The sequence below is a fragment of the Streptomyces sp. Q2 genome (assembly GCF_056820935.1).
The window spans coordinates 355,123-371,674 of the sequence record NZ_JBXEJE010000002.1; the positions used below are offsets into that span (position 1 = coordinate 355,123).

16 protein-coding genes are annotated in these 16,552 nt (G+C 71.6%); 4 read left to right on the top strand and 12 right to left on the bottom strand.

Features of this window, described 5'->3' with window-relative positions:
- Positions 1–120: 120 nt before the first annotated feature.
- The gene (locus ACWBNA_RS03820) at positions 121–1,998 is read left to right on the top strand and encodes a sensor histidine kinase (RefSeq protein ID WP_482702254.1); all 1,878 of its coding nucleotides are present in this window, start codon (positions 121–123) and stop codon (positions 1,996–1,998) included.
- A gap of 54 nt (positions 1,999–2,052) precedes the next feature.
- Here ACWBNA_RS03820 and ACWBNA_RS03825 read toward each other — a convergent pair whose 3' ends face one another.
- The 6 genes from ACWBNA_RS03825 to ACWBNA_RS03850 form a co-directional block, all read right to left on the bottom strand.
- A complete protein-coding gene (locus ACWBNA_RS03825) occupies positions 2,053–3,528 on the bottom strand; it encodes a peptidoglycan D,D-transpeptidase FtsI family protein (protein ID WP_482702255.1) in 1,476 nt (491 codons plus the stop codon).
- Positions 3,525–4,886, bottom strand: a complete 1,362-nt coding sequence (locus ACWBNA_RS03830) for an FtsW/RodA/SpoVE family cell cycle protein (RefSeq protein ID WP_482702257.1) — start codon at positions 4,884–4,886, stop codon at positions 3,525–3,527. The genes ACWBNA_RS03825 and ACWBNA_RS03830 overlap by 4 nt, the downstream gene beginning before the upstream one ends.
- A 43-nt stretch (positions 4,887–4,929) precedes the next feature.
- On the bottom strand, positions 4,930–6,249 hold the full coding sequence (locus ACWBNA_RS03835) for an SH3 domain-containing protein (RefSeq protein WP_482702259.1): 1,320 nt from the start codon (positions 6,247–6,249) through the stop codon (positions 4,930–4,932).
- A 184-nt stretch (positions 6,250–6,433) separates the two neighbouring features.
- A complete protein-coding gene (locus ACWBNA_RS03840) occupies positions 6,434–7,669 on the bottom strand; it encodes an ATP-binding protein (RefSeq protein ID WP_482702261.1) in 1,236 nt (411 codons plus the stop codon).
- Positions 7,666–8,454: a hypothetical protein gene (locus tag ACWBNA_RS03845; protein WP_482702262.1), complete on the bottom strand. Its 789-nt coding sequence runs from the start codon at positions 8,452–8,454 to the stop codon at positions 7,666–7,668. Before ACWBNA_RS03845 ends, ACWBNA_RS03840 begins: the two co-directional genes overlap by 4 nt.
- A gap of 78 nt (positions 8,455–8,532) precedes the next feature.
- The gene (locus ACWBNA_RS03850; protein WP_482702264.1) at positions 8,533–9,039 is read right to left on the bottom strand and encodes a protein-tyrosine phosphatase family protein; all 507 of its coding nucleotides are present in this window, start codon (positions 9,037–9,039) and stop codon (positions 8,533–8,535) included.
- Between the two features lie 136 nt (positions 9,040–9,175).
- On the opposite strand from ACWBNA_RS03850, the gene ACWBNA_RS03855 reads away from it, so the two are divergent.
- On the top strand, positions 9,176–9,979 hold the full coding sequence (locus ACWBNA_RS03855) for a nuclease-related domain-containing protein (RefSeq protein ID WP_482702266.1): 804 nt from the start codon (positions 9,176–9,178) through the stop codon (positions 9,977–9,979).
- A 32-nt stretch (positions 9,980–10,011) separates the two neighbouring features.
- Here the strand turns inward: ACWBNA_RS03855 and ligD are convergent, their stop codons facing one another.
- The gene (ligD, locus tag ACWBNA_RS03860) at positions 10,012–10,893 is read right to left on the bottom strand and encodes a non-homologous end-joining DNA ligase (RefSeq protein ID WP_482702268.1); all 882 of its coding nucleotides are present in this window, start codon (positions 10,891–10,893) and stop codon (positions 10,012–10,014) included.
- An 81-nt stretch (positions 10,894–10,974) separates the two neighbouring features.
- Between ligD and ku the strand changes: the two genes are divergently transcribed.
- Positions 10,975–12,006 carry a non-homologous end joining protein Ku gene (ku, locus tag ACWBNA_RS03865; protein ID WP_482702270.1) on the top strand — a complete coding sequence of 344 codons (1,032 nt, stop codon included), beginning with the start codon at positions 10,975–10,977 and terminating at the stop codon, positions 12,004–12,006.
- Between the two features lie 63 nt (positions 12,007–12,069).
- Here the strand turns inward: ku and ACWBNA_RS03870 are convergent, their stop codons facing one another.
- Together ACWBNA_RS03870 and ACWBNA_RS03875 are read right to left on the bottom strand one after the other, a co-directional pair.
- Positions 12,070–12,570, bottom strand: a complete 501-nt coding sequence (locus ACWBNA_RS03870; protein ID WP_482702273.1) for a peptidylprolyl isomerase — start codon at positions 12,568–12,570, stop codon at positions 12,070–12,072.
- 92 nt (positions 12,571–12,662) lie between these two features.
- Positions 12,663–13,961 (bottom strand): acyltransferase family protein, encoded by a 1,299-nt coding sequence (locus ACWBNA_RS03875; RefSeq protein ID WP_482702275.1) that lies wholly within the window; start codon positions 13,959–13,961, stop codon positions 12,663–12,665.
- A 236-nt stretch (positions 13,962–14,197) separates the two neighbouring features.
- Between ACWBNA_RS03875 and ACWBNA_RS03880 the strand changes: the two genes are divergently transcribed.
- Positions 14,198–14,380 (top strand): hypothetical protein, encoded by a 183-nt coding sequence (locus ACWBNA_RS03880; RefSeq protein WP_482702277.1) that lies wholly within the window; start codon positions 14,198–14,200, stop codon positions 14,378–14,380.
- Between the two features lie 103 nt (positions 14,381–14,483).
- Here the strand turns inward: ACWBNA_RS03880 and ACWBNA_RS03885 are convergent, their stop codons facing one another.
- The 3 genes from ACWBNA_RS03885 to ACWBNA_RS03895 form a co-directional block, all read right to left on the bottom strand.
- Positions 14,484–15,032 carry a phosphatase PAP2 family protein gene (locus ACWBNA_RS03885; RefSeq protein ID WP_482702279.1) on the bottom strand — a complete coding sequence of 183 codons (549 nt, stop codon included), beginning with the start codon at positions 15,030–15,032 and terminating at the stop codon, positions 14,484–14,486.
- Between the two features lie 9 nt (positions 15,033–15,041).
- Positions 15,042–16,091 carry a YihY/virulence factor BrkB family protein gene (locus ACWBNA_RS03890; RefSeq protein ID WP_482702281.1) on the bottom strand — a complete coding sequence of 350 codons (1,050 nt, stop codon included), beginning with the start codon at positions 16,089–16,091 and terminating at the stop codon, positions 15,042–15,044.
- Positions 16,092–16,156: 65 nt separating this feature from the next.
- Positions 16,157–16,480, bottom strand: coding sequence for a hypothetical protein (locus ACWBNA_RS03895; RefSeq protein ID WP_482702283.1), 324 nt, complete (start codon positions 16,478–16,480; stop codon positions 16,157–16,159).
- Between the last annotated feature and the right edge of the window lie 72 nt (positions 16,481–16,552).

Below are 16,552 nucleotides of genomic sequence, written 5' to 3' on the forward strand. Positions count from 1 at the left end.
CGCCCTCTGACCTGCGCGCCCGTAGCCTCACGGGACATGACGGGGAACGTATCGACCACCCATCGTCCGAGCCGCCCGAGGCCGTCCGCGCTTCTGGGCTGGAACACCATCCGCGGTCGTATGGCCATCGTGCTGGCCGTCCCGACCTGCCTGCTGCTCGCCCTCATCGGAATCGGCGCCGCCGACCGCGCCGCCGACTGGTCCGACGCCCGGGCGACCGAGGCACACGTCGGCGTCCTGCTGCGCGTACAGGACCTGGTACGCGAGGTGCAGCGCGAACGCGGCCTCACCAGCGGGCTGTTGGGCGGTGCCGAGGAGTACCGCGACGACGTCCGCGCACAACGTGACCGCACCGAGAAGGCCCGCGGGGAGCTGCGCACGGCACTCGACGAGGAGCGCGGCGACCTGCCCGGCGCCACCGTCGCCGCCCTCGACGCCGCCGAGGGGCCCCTCGCCGCGCTCACCTCGACCCGCGCCGACGTCGACGACGGCGACGCCGGCCGTACCGCCACCCTGACCACCTACACCAAGGCCGTCACCGCCCTGATCGACGCCGAGTCGGGCGGCGCGCCCGACGGCGACCGCCACATCGCCCAGGGAGTGCAGGCGCTCCAGGCCCTGGCCCGCGCCACCGAGGCCGTCGCCCTCGAACGCGGCTCCCTCAACGGCGTGTTCGCCGCCGGACGCTTCCGCTCCGGTGAGTACCTCGACTTCACCGAGATCCGCGCCGCCCGGCTCGCCGCGCTCGGCCAGTTCCGTGAACTCGCCACCGACGGGCAGGAGTCCGGCCTCGACGACGCCTTCGCGACCGCCGCCGCCCGCCGGGTCACCGGCTACGAGCAGCAGGCCGAGGGCGGTGCCGACGGCTCCGCCCTCGCCGTCACGCCCGCCCGCTGGTGGGCCGACATGACCACCCTCGTCGACGATCTGCACGGTGTGCAGAAGCAGACCGGCGACGGCGTGCGGGCCCGCGCCGAGGACACCGGGGACGCGGCCACCCGGCAACTCGTCGGCTTCCTCGCCCTCGGCGCGCTGATCCTCGCCGTGGCCACCGCGCTCGCCCTCTTCTCGGCCCGGTCCATCACCCGCCCCCTGGGCGCCCTCGCCGACGAGGCGGACGCCGTCGCCGGCTCCGGGCTGTCCGCCGCCGTACGGCGCATCCAGGAGGCCGACCCCGACGCCCCACTGCCGCCCGAGCCCGAGAAGCCCGAACTTCCGGGCAGCGCACGGGAGATCACCCGTCTGGCCGCCGCCCTGCGCAATGTCGAGCGGACCGCCGTCGACCTCGCCGCGGAACAGGCCGTCCTGCGCCGCAACAGCACCGAGTCCCTGACCAGCCTCGGGCGCCGCAACCAGGCGCTGCTCAACCGCCAGCTCGGTCTGATCACCGCCCTGGAGAGCCAGGAGCTCGACCCGGAGGCCCTCGCCGAGCTCTTCGAACTCGACCACCTGGCCACCCGGATGCGGCGCAACGCCGAGTCGCTGCTCGTGCTGGCCGGAGCGGAGTCCCCGGCCCGGGTCTGGCGGGGCACGGTCGCCGTCCACGAGGTCGTGCAGTCGGCCGTCTCCGAGGTGGAGCAGTACCAGCGCGTCGCCGTCACCGACGTCCAGCCCTGCCGGGTGCGCGGCCACTGCGTCGCCGAACTCTCCCACCTGATCGCCGAGTTGGTGGAGAACGCCCTGATGTTCAGCCCGCCCAAGCAGCCCGTCGAGGTCTACGGCTGGCGGGACGGTGCCGAGTACTGCCTCGCCGTCGTCGACCGGGGCATCGGCATGACCGCCGCCCGCATGACCGAGGCCAACGCCGTGCTCTCCGGCCGTGATGCCTTCCTCAAGGCCCCCACCCGCTTCCTCGGCCACCACGTCGTCGGCGCCCTCGCCGCCCGCCTCGGCGCCCACGTCGAACTCCGGCCGACCCAGGGATCGGGAGTGACGGCCTACGTGGCCCTGCCGAGCCAACTGGTCCAGGAGGTGTCGACGGCGGCGGCCGCGCGCTGACCGCGGGAGGCGTCCCGCCGCTGTTCGCGGGCGGGCCCTGCCGCGCGCGGTGCGTCAACTTCCGCCCACGCGCCCCGAATCCAGCACCGCCTCCATCACCGCCCGGGCGATCGGCGCCGCGTCCCCGCCCCCGCTGATCTCCCCCCGGTCCGCCTCCGCGTCCTCCACCACCACCGCGACCGCCACCTTCGCCTCCAGGTCGCGGTGGTCCTGCGCCCAGGAGACGAACCAGGCGTACGGCGTCCCGGAGTTGCCGATGCCGTGCTGGGCGGTGCCGGTCTTGCCGCCGACGGTGGCGCCGGGGACGGCGGCCTTGGTGCCGGTGCCCTTGGTGACCACCTCCGTCATCAGCTTCCGCAGCTGGGCGGCGGTCGCCGGGTACATCGCCTGCCGGACGGGACGCGGCCCGGCCGTCGACACCGTGGCGCCGCTAGGCCGGGTGATCCGCTCCACCAGGTACGGCTGGCGCACCTGCCCGCCGTTGGCGACCGCCGCCGAGACCATCGCCATCTGCAGCGGCGTGGCCCGCGTGTTGTACTGCCCGATCGACGACAGCGCCAGCTGAGCCCTGTCGACGGAGGTGTCGAAAGTGCTCTGCGCCACCGAGAAGGGGATCCTGAGCGCCGTGTCGTTGAAGCCGAAGGCCTGCGCGGTGGCCGTCATGTCGCCGACACCCACCCGCACACCGAGCTTCGCGAACACCGTGTTGCACGACCACTTGAACGCCTCCCGCACCGACAGGTCCTCGCAGCCGTCCGACGCGTTGGTCAGGCGCGTCGTCGTCCCGGGCAGCCGGTAGGGGGCCGGCGAGTCGGTCGGCGCGTCGACGTCCGTGACCACGCCCGCGTCCAGCGCCGCCGCCGCGGTCACCACCTTGAAGGTCGAGCCCGGCGGATACGTCTGCCGTACCGCCCGGTTCAGCATCGGCTTGTCGGCGTCGCCGTTCAGCCGCGCCCAGGACCGGCCCACCATCGCGTCGTTCCCGGAGAGCGCGGCCGGGTCGTACGACGGCGTCGACACCAGCGCCAGGATCCGCCCGCTCGACGGCTCGATCGCGGCCACCGCGCCCTTGCGCTCACCGAGTCCGTCGTACGCCGCCTGCTGCGCGGCCCGGTTGAGGGTGGTCACGACGTCACCGCCCGAGGGCTTGGTGCGCGTGAAGTCGTTCCACAGCCGGATGCCCGACAGCCTCGGGTCCGCCCCGGACAGGATGCCGTCCTCGGAGTGCTCCAGAAGGGTCGTTCCGAACTCCTGGGAGGCGAACCCGGTGACGGGGGCGTACAACGGCCCGTCCTCGTACGTCCGTTCGTAGCGGAGCTGCTCGCCGGTGTCGCGGGAGCCGGTCACCGGGTCGCCGCCGACCAGGATGTCGCCGCGCGGCTGGCCGTAACGGGAGATGCCGTGACGGCGGTTGGCCGGGTTGTCGTCGTAGGAGCGGGCCTGGAGGACCTGGATGCGGGCGGCGTTGACGAGGAGCGCCACGAGCAGCAGGGCGCAGAAGCAGGCGGAGTGCCGGATGTAGCGGGTCACGGGCCCACCTGCCCGTCGTACTGGCGGCGGGCCGAGTCGCTCACCCGGATCAGCAGCGCCACGATCGCCCAGTTGGTGACGACCGAGGAGCCGCCCTGGGCGAGGAACGGCATCGCCATGCCGGTCAGCGGGATCAGGCCGGTCACCCCGCCGGCGATCACGAACACCTGGAGCGCCACGATCGAGGCGAGGCCGACCGCGAGCAGCCGTCCGAAGGGGTCACGCAGGGCCAGACCCGCCCGGTAGCCGCGCTCCACCAGGAGGGCGTACAGGAGGAAGAGGGCCGACAGGCCCGCCAGGCCCAGCTCCTCGCCCGCCGTGGCCAGGATGAAGTCCGACTTGGCGGCGAAGCCGATGAGGATGGAGTGGCCGAGGCCGAGGCCGGTGCCGAGGATGCCGCCGGCGGAGAAGGAGAAGAGCGACTGGGCGAGCTGGTTCGGGCCCTGGCCCGCCTCGATCGACGCGAAGGGGTGCAGCCAGTCCTCGACCCTGCTGTGCACGTGCGGCTCCAGCCAGCCCACCGCGACCGCGCCCAGCGCGGCCAGCAGCAGGCCGACGGCGATCCAGCCGGTACGGCCGGTGGAGACGTACAGCAGGACGACGAACAGGCCGAAGAACAGCAGCGAGGTCCCCAGGTCGCGTTCCAGGACCAGGACGCCCACGCTCAGCAGCCAGACGGCGACGATCGGGCCGAGGACGCGGCCGGTGGGCAGTTGCAGCCGCCACACGCGGCGGCCGGCGTACGCCAGCGCGTTGCGGTTGGCCGCCAGGTACGCGGCGAAGAACACCGCGAGGAGCACCTTCGCGAACTCGCCCGGCTGGATGGAGAACCCGGCGACGCGGATCCAGATCCGGGCGCCGTTCACGGCCGGGAAGAAGATCGGCAGGATGAGCAGGACCATCGCGGCGGCGACGCAGACGTACGCGTAGCGCGTGAGGACCCGGTGGTCGCGCAACAGGAGCACGACCACGATGAAGAAGGCGATTCCGAGCGTGGACCACACGAGCTGGGTGGGCGCCGCCCGGTCGCCGGGCGTCTCCAGGTCGAGCCGGTAGATCAGGACCAGGCCCACCCCGTTGAGCAGGACGCCGATCGGCAGCAGCAGGGGGTCGGCGTCCGGGGCGCGCAGCCGCACCGCGAGGTGCGCGAGCAGCGCGAGCACGCCGAGCCCGGCACCGTACCCCGCGGCGCCGGGCGGGACGGTGCCGGTCTTGGCGAGGCCGACGTCGCAGTAGCCGTACACGGACAGCAGGACGGCGAGGACGATGAGGGCCAGTTCGATGCCACGGCGCCGGGGGAGGCGAACGACGGGAGCGGGGGCGTTCGCCTGTACGACGGTGGTTCCGGCCTTGATCATGTCCGGAACCTACCCAAATAGGGCACCTTGTTTCCCTCCGGCATCAGCACCAACGGGGAGTGGGCCCGATGGTGTCGATGTAGCGGGCCGCACCCCAGGCCCAGATGTCGTCCGCGATCTGGTACCACAGGGGGTCGCCCTCGACGGTCTGGCCGCGGGTCTTGCAGAAGATCGAGAGGATCTCGCCCCTGCTGGCGTACCGGATGACCTGGGAGCCGCGGGTCGGAGCGCTGCGCAGGGCGAGCGAACTCGCGGTGACGACGCCCCTGGAGAAGCGCTGGTCGTCGTTGTGGCCCCAGTCGCCGCTCTGGTTCTGTTGGCTGCTCTGGTTCTGCCCCGGGTTGTTGTTCTGGTTCTGTTGGCTGCTCTGGTTCTGCCCCGGGTTGTTGTTCTGGTTCTGTTGGCTGCTCTGGTTTTGCCCCGGGTTGTTGTTCTGGTTCTGTTGGCTGCTCTGGTTTTGCCCCGGGTTGTTGTTCTGGTTCTGTTGGCTGCTCTGGTTTTGCCCCGGGTTGTTGTTCTGGTTCTGTTGGCTGCTCTGGTTTTGCCCCGGGTTGTTGTTCTGGTTCTGTTGGCTGCTCTGGTTTTGCCCCGGGTTGTTGTTCTGGTTCTGTTGGCTGCTCTGGTTTTGCCCCGGGTTGTTGTTCTGGTTCTGTTGGCTGCTCTGGTTTTGCCCCGGGTTGTTGTTCTGGTTCTGTTGGCTGCTCTGGTTTTGCCCCGGGTTGTTGTTCTGGTTCTGTTGGCTGCTCTGGTTTTGCCCCGGGTTGTTGTTCTGGTTCTGTTGGCTGCTCTGGTTTTGCCCCGGGTTGTTGTTCTGGTTCTGTTGGCTGCTCTGGTTTTGCCCCGGGTTGTTGTTCTGGTTCTGTTGGCTGCTCTGGTTTTGCCCCGGGTTGTTGTTCTGGTTCTGTTGGCTGCTCTGGTTTTGCCCCGGGTTGTTGTTCTGGTTCTGTTGGCTGCTCTGGTTTTGCCCCGGGTTGTTGTTCTGGTTCTGTTGGCTGCTCTGGTTTTGCCCCGGGTTGTTGTTCTGGTTCTGTTGGCTGCTCTGGTTTTGCCCCGGGTTGTTGTTCTGGTTCTGTTGGCTGCTCTGGTTTTGCCCCGGGTTGTTGTTCTGGTTCTGTTGGCTGCTCTGGTTTTGCCCCGGGTTGTTGTTCTGGTTCTGTTGGCTGCTCTGGTTTTGCCCCGGGTTGTTGTTCTGGTTCTGTTGGCTGCTCTGGTTTTGCCCCGGGTCGTCGTTCTGGTTCTGCCCCGAGGCGTTGCTCTGGCCCTGCCCCCAGTCGTCGTTCGCGACGGCGGGGGCGGCGGTGGTGGCGGTGGTGAGGAGAGCGCCGACGGCGACGGCTATGGCGCAGCGGGAGCGCAGGGTCATGGCGGTACCTCCATGAAGGGGGGGGCGAAGCTGACTAATCGCCACATTAGGAGTGCTGTCCCGCGGTCGCCCGTCACGCTGGTCCATAGGAGCGCGCCCCACAGGCCCGCGGGGAACCGCGCGACCGACCCCCACCAGCCGCAGTCGGCGAGCTACCCGGAACCCCGAGCCCTGCTCCGACGACCTAACCCAACGTCAGCGTCGCGACCGCCCCGCCGTCCACCGCGTTCGAGAACACCAACCGTGCCCCCAAGACCTCCGCCTGCCCCAAAGCGATGGTCAGCCCCAGCCCGTGCCCCTTGGACCCACCCTCCGTCCGGAACCGCTGCGGCCCGTGCTCGACCAGGTAGTCCGGATACCCGTCCCCGTGATCCCGCACCGTCACCACAGGCCCGTCCACCGTCAGCACCACCGGCCCCCGCCCGTGCCGGTGCGCGTTCACCACGAGATTTCCGAGCACCCGCTCCAGCCGCCGCCGGTCCGTCTCCACCGCCACGTCCCGTACGACGGCGATCTCCGTGTCGGTCCCCGAGGCCCGCACCACCCGCTCGGTCAGCGCGGCCAACGGCTCCCGGTCCAGCTCCAGCCGCTCCCGGCCGGTGTCGAGGCGGGAGATCTCCAGCAGGTCCTCGGTGAGGGTGCGCAGTGCCGCCACCCGGTCCTGGACCAGCTCGGTGGGCCGGCCCGCCGGCAGCAGTTCGGCCGCCGCGTGCAGCCCGGTCAGCGGTGTGCGCAGCTCGTGCGCCACGTCCGCGGTGAACCGCTGTTCGGCGAGCAGCTTGCCCTGCAGAGACGCGGCCATGGAGTCGAGCGCGGCGGAGACCGCGGCCACTTCGTCCTCGGGGCGCGTCGGATCCTTCGTACGGGGATCGTCGACGCGGGCGTCCAGGTCGCCCGCGGTGATCCGCCGCGCCACCCGCGCGGTGGTGTGCAGCCGCCGGGTCACCCGGGTCACCGCGAACGCGCCCACCAGCAGAGTCGCCCCGATCGCCAGCCCCGACGACCACACGATCGCCCGGTCGAGTCCGTCGATCGTCCGCCGCCCTTGCGAGTAGTCGACCTCCACCGCCAGCGCCCGCCCGCCGTCGACCGGTCCCGCCGCCCACATCGTGGGGCGCCCGCGGTGCTCGCCGACCATCGTGCCGCGTTCCCCGGCCGCCGCCAGCTCCCGCAGCGGCCCGGGCAGGTCCGGGGGATCGACGCCGACATCCCGGGCCGGCGAGTCCCCGGCCTCGAAGGCCGCCGTCGCCTCCGTCAGCCGGTCCAGGGCGAGGTCCCGGGTCTGGCCGACGGTCTGGTTCGTCACCGACACGTGCACGAGGATGCCGAGCAGGGCGGCCAGCGCGCAGCACATCACCGTGATGAAGGCCGCGGCCTTCACCGCGAGCGTCCCGGCCCAGCGGGGGAGCACGAGCCTCATCCGCCACTCGCGGACGAAGAGACGGACGCGGAACCGGACGCTGAACCGGACGGAGAGCCGGACGGTGACCGGGAGGAGGACGGGGAAGCAGACGGCCGTTTCGAGGCCGCGCCCTTCTTGTTCTTGCCGCCCGTGCGCAGCATCTCGTCGTGGGTCAGCAGCATCAGTCGCTGGTCCGGGTCCCAGGTCCACTGGAAGCGGTACTCGTAGCCCGCGATGTCGGACGGCGAACGGATGATCACCGACCGTCCGGCCAGCTCCACCCCGGCCACCGCGTCGTCGTTGGACATCACCCGCACCAGCCGGCCCGACGCGAAGGTGTAGACGCGTACGGCCGTCTGGTTGCCGGGCAGCAGCTGGAAGCCCAGCGTCAGGTCGTCGCGGCCGTCGCCCGTGAGGTCGCGGTAGTACGGCTTCAGGACGGGACACCGGCCCTTCGCCGCGCCCTCGTCGCAGTCGGCCATCCGGCGGGCGGTCTCGTAGTAGGGCGCCTTGACGCCGGTGTAGGAGTCCGGGTGCTGGGCGATCTCCGCTCGGACGACGGCCACCGGGTCCACCTGGTGGATGTCGTCGCCCGGAGCCGTCAGGCCCCGCACGGTCTCGGCCTCGCCGTCGTCGTAGTCCCAGGCGGGGCTGGCCGCGGGGGTCAGATCCGGCCACAGCCGGTCCGGGCTCATCGCGGTCGTCGTGGGTCCGGCGCCCCGCAGCCCGCCCGCGTCACCGCAGGCCGCGCACGACAGCAGCAGGGCGACACCGAGGACGGTACGGACGGGGGTGAGGGGCACGCCGTACACCCTATTCTTCGGGAAGTCCGTTTTTTGCGCCCCGGTCGGTCACGCCCCGACGCGTCCGAGGAGAAACGATTATTCGGCCAGCTCCTCAAGGAGCCGGGCCGTCGGCAGCCCGGCTTGCAGGTACTCGACGAAGAGCTCGTTGTGCAGGGCCCAGGGCGAGCGGCGGGACCGGATCAGCCGTATCGCCTCGTCCGCGGAGTGCCCCTGGCGGACCAGGGCGTGCGCGACGACCAGCCCCGAGCGGTTGTACCCGTGGTAGCAGCGGACGAGGACCTTGCGGCCCGCGTCCAGCGCGTCGCACGCGGCCCGTGCCAGCCGGATCACACCCGCGAGCTGGGTGCCGTCCAGCGGTCCGTCGGGAATCGGCCACACCTGGTGCTCGACCCCCTCGTCGGGACCGTGCCCCGGCAGCCTCAGCAGCGTCTGGACCACGTCGAACTCGTCCCGTACGACGGCGAACTCGACCTGCCCGGACGGCCCCCTGAACTCGTGCCCGCCCATCCACAGCCCCGGCACGACCTCGTTCCACGCATGCTCCGGAGCGGGTACGTCGGCCTGCTTCCTGCGCGTCCGCAACGGCGCCTCCCCAAGACCCCACCAACTCACCCATGGCTACCCGGGCCGGCTCCCCTTCAAAGGTGACCGGCAAAGGCAACCGGCTTCTTGCCCCCGGAGCGCCCCGCCTGTTCCCATGGTCGTGGGGTGATGGTGCATGAGCGGACTGCGTGTCGTGCCGACGTGGCGCCACGGTCAGGAACGGCTGTACGTCTGCCTCACGGACGGCAGGAACATCGCCTGGTTCGACCGTGAGGCATCCCGGGTCAACCTGCTGAGCGAGGACCGCAGACAGGACGTCCTCGACGTCCTCGGGCCCTTCCTGACCGGACCGGTGGAGATCGGCCCGCCCCCGGTGCCGACCCCGGCGGAACTGGCCCGGCTGTCCCTGCACCCGGACGACGACCTGGCGCCCAACCGCCCCGGCGAGGCGCTCCAGATCGCCCTGGACCGGGACCCCGGCCCCGCCCACCGGCTCCGCCCCGACCCCCGCCGCCGCGCCCTCACGGCCGAACAGGCGGTGGGGGAGGCCCTGGACCGTCTCGACGGCGCCGGCTGGCACGCCCTGCACTCGGTACCGCTGCCCGGCGGTGACCACGTCCACCACCTGGTGATCGGCCCCGGCGGGCTCTTCGCGGTCCACACGCTGTACGCCCGCAGGCAGCGGGTCACGGTCACCGACCCCATGGTCGCGCTGGGCCGCCGCGAACCCCGCCCGGTGCTGCGCCGCGTCCGCGCCGACGCCGCCCGCGCCTCCTACGCCCTGACCGCCGAGGTCCACCCGGTGCTGGCCCTCTTCGGTCCCGCCGGCGTGACGGTCACCGTCCCGCTGCGCGAGGCCCGGATCGTCACGGACCTGGACGTCGAGGGCCTGGCCCGGCTCGGCGGCGTCCTCAAACCGGCGGACGTGGAGGCGCTGCACGCGATGGCCCGGGACCGGCAGACGTGGGTGCGGGTGTGACCCTTCCCGTGAAGTGATCCCGGCGGGGTCGCTCAGGGCAGCGACCCCGCCGCGTCCGCGTCGAGGAGCGGGGCCAGCAGATCGCCGTGGTCCCGCACGCGCGGCGCGATGTCCGGTGCCTGGAACACCAACTGCTCGGGCGCCCCGCACTCCTCGACCTCGCCCCAGGTCACCGGCGCCGACACCAGCGGCCGCGCCCGGGCCCGCAGGGTGTACGGCGTGGCCGTCGTCTTGCGGGCGGCGTTCTGGCTCCAGTCGACGAACACCTTCCCGGGCCGCAGGCTCCGCGTCATGCGGTGGACGACCAGGCGGGGCATCGCCTTCTCCGCCTCCACGGCGAGCCGCTTGGCGTACTCGGTGGCGGCGTCGGAGGAGACCGGCCGCAGGGCGGCCAGCAGATGCAGTCCCTTCGACCCGGCGGTCTTCGGGTACGCCTCGATCCCGTCCGCCGCCAGCCGCCCACGCAGCCACAGGGCGACCTCGCAGCACTCGACGATGCTCGCCGGCGCCCCGGGGTCGAGGTCGAAGACCAGCCGGTCGGCCTCGCCGGGCGCGTCCAGGACCCACTGGTGGGTGTGGAACTCGGTGACCAGGTTCGCCGCCCACACCAGGCTCGCCAGGTCCTGCACCAGCACCATCCGGGCCGGCCCCTCCGACCGGGGCACCTCGGCGGTGGTGACCCAGTCGGGCGTACCGGGCGGCACGTTCTTGGCGAAGAACACCTGCCCGTCGGGCCCGTCCGGATAGCGCAGGAAGGACACGGGCCGATCCCGCAGATGGGGCAGCATGACCCCGGCGGTGGTCGCGTAGTAGTGCAGCACCTCGCCCTTGGTGAACCCGGTCGCGGGATACAGCACCTTCTCCAGATTGCTGAGCGCGAGCCTTCGCCCCTCCACCTCTGTGATCGGCGTCATACGATGAGAATCCCAGAGATTTCGTCGTAAGTGTCGTCAATACTGACAAGACCCCGCAAACCGATCGAAAGGGTGCTGCACGTGCGATCCATATGGAACGGCGCCATCTCGTTCGGCCTGGTGAGCATCCCCATCAAGCTGGTGAACGCCACCGAGAGCCACTCGATCTCCTTCCGCCAGATCCACCTGGACGACGGCGGCCGCATCCGCTACCGCAAGGTGTGCGAGCTGGAGGACCGCGAGGTGACCACGTCGGAGATCGGCAAGGGCTACGAGGACGCGGACGGCACGATCATCCCGATCACCGACGACGACCTGGCCCACCTGCCGCTCCCCACGGCCAAGACGATCGAGATCGTGGCGTTCGTGCCCGCCGACCGGATCGACCCGCTCCAGATGGACGCCGCGTACTACCTCGCCGCGGGCGGTGCCCCGGCCGCCAAGCCGTACACCCTGCTGCGCGAGGCCCTCAAGCGCAGCCAGAAGGTCGCCATCGCGAAGTTCGCGCTGCGGGGCCGCGAGCGTCTCGGCATGCTGCGGGTGGTGGGCGACGCCATCGCCCTGCACGGCCTGCTCTGGCCGGACGAGGTCCGCGCCCCCGAGGGCCTCGCCCCCGACACCAACGTCACGGTCAACGACAAGGAGCTCGACCTCGCGGACGCCCTGATGGACACCCTCGGCGAGATCGAGCTCGAAGACCTGCACGACGAGTACCGCGAGGCCCTGGAGGAGGTCGTCGCCGCGAAGGCGGCCGGCGAGGCCCCGCCCGAGTCCCCCGAACCGGCCAAGGGCGGCAAGGTCCTCGACCTGATGGCGGCGCTCGAGAACAGCGTGCGGGCGGCGAAGGAGTCCCGCGGCGAGGAGGAGGCCGGCGAGCACGCGGAGGTCAGATCGATGCCGGCCCGGAAGTCGGCGCGGGCCACGCCCAAGGAGGCGGGCGGCAAGAAGTCGACGTCCACGGCGAAGAAGACGACGGCCGCCAAGAAGACGACCGCGGCGAAGAAGTCGACGGCCAAGTCGGCTCAGGGCACGAAGAAGACGACGGCGGCCAAGAAGACGCCCGCGAAGAAGACGGCGGCGAAGAAGGCGACGGGCCGCAAGAGGTCCGCGTGACCTGCGTACCGCGTGGGCCGGTGCGCCCCGCAGCCGCAGGTCCCGGCAGACCGCCGGCTCTCGTCAGTCGAGAACCTTGGCGCCCTCGATGAGGACGGTCTGGGTCGGCACGTCGCCGTGCCCGCGGCTGCTGCCGGTGCGGACACCCTTGATCTGGTCGACGACCTCCTTGCCCTCGGCGACCCGGCCGAAGACGGTGTAGCCCCAGCCGTTCGGGGTCTTCCCCGTGTAGTTGAGGAAGTCGTTGTCCGAGACGTTCACGAAGAACTGGGCGGTCGCGGAGTGCGGGTCGCTGGTGCGCGCCATCGCGACGGTGTAGGCGGTGTTCTTCAGCCCGTTGTCGGCCTCGTTCGGGACCGGGGCGGAAGTCGGCTTCTGGACCATGTCCGCGGTGAAACCACCGCCCTGGACCATGAAGCCGTCGATGACGCGGTGGAAGATGGTGCCGTCGTAATGCCCGTTGCGGACGTACGTCAGGAAGTTCTCGACGGTCTTGGGGGCCTCGGCGTCGTGCAGTTCGAGAACGACTCGGCCGAAGTTCGTGGTCAGCTCGACCCTGGACATGGAATTCGTCCCTTTCTGGTGGGGCTTGGCCGGAGCATCTTGTCACACGCCCCTTCAGCGGCCCGATGGCCGGGCCGACGGCCGCCCCGGCGTCAGGCGGCCTCCTCCAGGGCGTCGTTGGCCGCCTTGTGCCGCTCCACGCCCGCCCGCCACCCGGAGAACACCACCAGCGCGAGGCCCAGGCCGAGCCCCGCCGCGGGCACGCCCGGAAACCCTCCGTCGGGGGCGAACCCCTGCACGGCGAACCGGCTCAGCGCGGCGACGCAGGTGGCGAGCCCGAGCCACAGCGGCCACGCCGGTCGCGGTCGGGCCTGCGGCCGGACCCGCTCGTACACCGTGCCCAACACCCGCTCCAGCGGCCGCAGCGCGAACACGACCCCGGCGAGCACGCCCGCCAGAACCAGCAGCCAAGGCGCCCTCAGCCACCACCAGGCCGCGGACCCGAACCCGGGATCGGGCGCGAGACCGGGCAGGTAGAGGACGGCGGCGACGACCAGCACCGGCACCATGTGCCACAGGTACAGGGTCATGCTGACCCCGCTCACCACCCGCACCCGCCGCCACACCCGCTCCCGCGCCAACACCCGCCGAAGCAGCGGCGCGAGCAGCAGACAGGCCCCCGTCTGGGCCACCACCCAGGCGAGCATCGCCGCCGACGGCGGATCCGTGTTGCTGAGGTCCTGCCCGGTCACCAGGATCAGACTGACGGGAAACGGACCGAGCCCGACCAGCAGCGCGAAGGCCAGAGCGCCGCCCGCCGCCATCAGGGCCGGCACCCTCGGCCGCGCGTCCAGCAGCCCGTCCCGCCAGCAGAACCCCGACTGGTAGGCGACGCCCCACACGAGCACGTAGTTGAGCGGCCCGGCGTCGAGAGCACCGGCCCCGAGAGCGACCGCACCCATCGCGACGGGGACGAGCACCCCCCAGCGCCGATGCGCCGCGTGCAGCACCGGAGTCAGGGCACTGAGCACGAGATACAGGGGCAGGAACCAGAACTGCATGGCCAGCGCCCAGCCCACGAGTTCAAGGGTGTCCGGGTCCACGCCGACGGCCGCCGAAACCCCCACGGCGGCCAGCACCAGCCCGCTGTACACCCCGGCCGGCAGCAACAACCGCAGCGCCCGCCGCCCCACCCACCCCGCGGCCGTGCCACCCGCATCCCGGTCCCGCTCCCAGGACCCGCCCGCGGCATGTCCGCCGGCGAGGAAGAACAACGGCATGACTTGGAACCCCAGCGTCAGCCACTGGGTCCAGGGCACCACCGCCAGCAACTCCGGCGCGCCGATCGCCCCGTCGTCCCCGCGCACCAGCCCGGTGATCAGCCAGTGCCCGAACACCACCGCCCCGATCGCCCACGCCCGCAGGAAGTCGACGTACCGATCTCTGCTCATGGCCGCGATGCTGCCGCAGCACCCCGCGCCGCCGAGCCGAAAAGCCCGTGCCGCAACCAATCCGTGCCCGGTACGACACCGGGTGCCGACGCGGAGCCCGGGTACCGGCCGGCGCCGGCCCGCCGTCAACGCGGCCGGGCGAGGGACCCGTGGGCGTGGAAGCCGTTCGAGCGCCGCTCCCTGCTGTCTACGGCCGGTGCCACGGTGCGGTACGGCGAGGGCGCGGAGGTGGGTGGATGGCCGGACGAGTGCGCGGCGCGGTCGTCGCCGCGGTCCTTGCCGCCGCGGTCAGCGCGTGCGACACGGTGTCGGAGCGCGGCGACGAGGTGCGGGGACGCCACGGCCTGCGCCAGCGCGGCTCACCGGAATCCAAGCCGGTCGGAGCCGCCCACAGCGCCACCGATGTGGCAGGCGGCTGACGACGCCGCTCCCGTGCACCTGACGGGCAATCCGTTCGACGCGACGGCCGGCGGGCCGCCCCCGAAGAGCGGCCGCGAGGTGCGGCTTTGACCGGCCCTGTCGTCACAGCAGCACGTGCCGCACCACACGCGGAGCCTGGCAGGCCAGGACGGACGAGCCCAGCCCGATCAAGGCCCCCGCCGCGACGTCGGAGGGATAGTGCGCGCCGGAGTGCACGCGTTCGTAGGCCACCAGGGCCGTCGGCAGCGCGCACGCCGCGCCCGTCCACGGCCACACCCACGCCACGGCGGCCGTGAACCCCACGGCCGCCGCCGTGTGCCCGGAGGGGAAGGACGACGAATCGGGCCGCTCCCGCACCTCCTCCTGGGAGATCCACTCCTCGGGCGGCCGGCGCCGCCGCCACAGGCGCTTGACCACACCGTTCGACACCGTCTGCGCCACGGCCATGCTCACCACGCCCGTGACCGCGGCCCGGCGCCCCCGCCAACCGCCGACGGCGGCCATCAGCACGGCGGCGCCCCACCACAGCTTGGTGTGCTCGGCGGCCTCCTCCACAGCGGGCAGCAGCCGCCGGGCGCCCTCAGACGGCGCGGACGACACCTGCCGTCCCAGCCGGTGATCACCGTGGTGAAGAGACTCGAACACGTCCATGACCTGCCCTCATTCCGTGCGGTGTGCCATCCGACGCTGGTCCTCCTCGCTCCACTTGCGGGTGTCCCGGGGCGGAACGTAGGGCTCCTCACCGTCGGGCAGGCCGCCGACGACAGCCCGCTGACGAGTCATCTCCGCGTCGAACTCGAGACCGAGCAGGATCGCGATGTTGCTGATCCACAGCCACACCAGGAACACGATCACGCCGGCGAGTGTCCCGTACGTCTTGTTGTACGAGGCGAAGTTCGCCACGTAGAACGCGAACCCCGCCGACGCGATCATCCAGATCACCAGGGCCAGGAAACTGCCCGGCGTGATCCATGTGAAGCCGCGGCCCTGCACGTTCGGTGTCGCCCAGTACAGGATCGCGATCATGATCGTGACCAGTACGACCAGCACCGGCCACTTCGCGATCGACCACACCGTCAACGCCGAGTCGCCGATCCCCAGCGCCGTTCCGGCCTGGCGGGCCAGCGCGCCGGTGAACACCACGATCAACGCACTGACCACCGCCAGCACCAGCAACACCACCGTCACGCCGACCCGGACCGGCAGCAGCTTCCACACCGGACGGCCCTCGGGCATGTCGTACACCGCGTTCGCGCTGCGGATGAAGGCCGCGACATAACCGGAGGCCGACCACACGGCCAGCACGATGCCGACGACCGCCATGAGGGAGCCGACACCGCCGCGGCCCTGCAACTGCTGCACGGCATTGCCGATGATGTCCCGGGCGGAACCCGGGGCCAGCTGCTGGAGGTTCTTCAGCACCTGGTCGGTGGCCGACTTCCCGGCGACGCCGAGCAACGACACCAGCACCAGCAGCGCCGGGAAGAGCGACAGCACTCCGTAGTACGTCAGCCCCGCGGCGCGATCGGTGAGCTCGTCGCGCTGGAACTCGCCGACCGTGCCCCTGAGTACGGCCCACCAGGACCGTTTCGGCATCTGGGTGGGCTCGTCCGGTGCCCGTCGCTCCACGTCCTCGCCCGGCCCGACCCGCTGCCGTCCGGGCGCCGACGGGTCACTGGTCAGGTGATCGGATTTCGATGTCCGTGCCATAGGACCTGGGGTAACCACAATCCCCGGGAAAATTCGCCGGCCGCCCTACACGCGGGGCGGCCGGTTCAGGACGGCCGCGGTGATCTCGGCCAGGGTCCGTCCCCTGCGAAAGGCCTCCGCGCACCAGGACCGGGGGTGCCCTCCGCCGCAGCGGTGACGCAGGGACCTTCCGCCGCGGTGAACTGGACTTCCTCCAGGCACAGAGCTGTCGCGTCGGAGGCGCACAGCAGTTGCCGCGAGGGCGTGTCCGTCAGCAGGGACAAGGTCGCCCCGTCCACGTCCAGGGCCTCACACACCGTCCGGCACAGGGCCCGGGGCACTTCGGAGAACGGGCTGGAGCGGGCGGCGTCCAGCACCGTCTGCGCCGCCGTCGATCGCTGGGCCCCCATCCGCAGTCCTTCCTGACATCGCCCGCTGGTGCCCGTCTCGGGTGCCGCGTCTGGCGGCGCCCATGGGCGGGT

What these genes read in the sequence shown, in the direction of transcription:
- ligD (WP_482702268.1), bottom strand. Translation starts at nt 10,893, where the DNA reads ATGACGCCGATCACAGAGGTGGAGGGGCGAAGGCTCGCGCTCAGCAAT.
- ACWBNA_RS03890 (WP_482702281.1), bottom strand. Translation starts at nt 16,091, where the DNA reads ATGGCACGGACATCGAAATCCGATCACCTGACCAGTGACCCGTCGGCG.
- ACWBNA_RS03895 (WP_482702283.1), bottom strand. Translation starts at nt 16,480, where the DNA reads ATGGGGGCCCAGCGATCGACGGCGGCGCAGACGGTGCTGGACGCCGCC.
- ACWBNA_RS03885 (WP_482702279.1), bottom strand. Translation starts at nt 15,032, where the DNA reads ATGGACGTGTTCGAGTCTCTTCACCACGGTGATCACCGGCTGGGACGG.
- ACWBNA_RS03870 (WP_482702273.1), bottom strand. Translation starts at nt 12,570, where the DNA reads ATGTCCAGGGTCGAGCTGACCACGAACTTCGGCCGAGTCGTTCTCGAA.
- ACWBNA_RS03840 (WP_482702261.1), bottom strand. Translation starts at nt 7,669, where the DNA reads ATGAGGCTCGTGCTCCCCCGCTGGGCCGGGACGCTCGCGGTGAAGGCC.
- ACWBNA_RS03880 (WP_482702277.1), top strand. Translation starts at nt 14,198, where the DNA reads ATGGCCGGACGAGTGCGCGGCGCGGTCGTCGCCGCGGTCCTTGCCGCC.
- ACWBNA_RS03835 (WP_482702259.1), bottom strand. Translation starts at nt 6,249, where the DNA reads ATGACCCTGCGCTCCCGCTGCGCCATAGCCGTCGCCGTCGGCGCTCTC.
- ACWBNA_RS03855 (WP_482702266.1), top strand. Translation starts at nt 9,176, where the DNA reads ATGAGCGGACTGCGTGTCGTGCCGACGTGGCGCCACGGTCAGGAACGG.
- ACWBNA_RS03830 (WP_482702257.1), bottom strand. Translation starts at nt 4,886, where the DNA reads ATGATCAAGGCCGGAACCACCGTCGTACAGGCGAACGCCCCCGCTCCC.
- ACWBNA_RS03875 (WP_482702275.1), bottom strand. Translation starts at nt 13,961, where the DNA reads ATGAGCAGAGATCGGTACGTCGACTTCCTGCGGGCGTGGGCGATCGGG.
- ACWBNA_RS03820 (WP_482702254.1), top strand. Translation starts at nt 121, where the DNA reads ATGGCCATCGTGCTGGCCGTCCCGACCTGCCTGCTGCTCGCCCTCATC.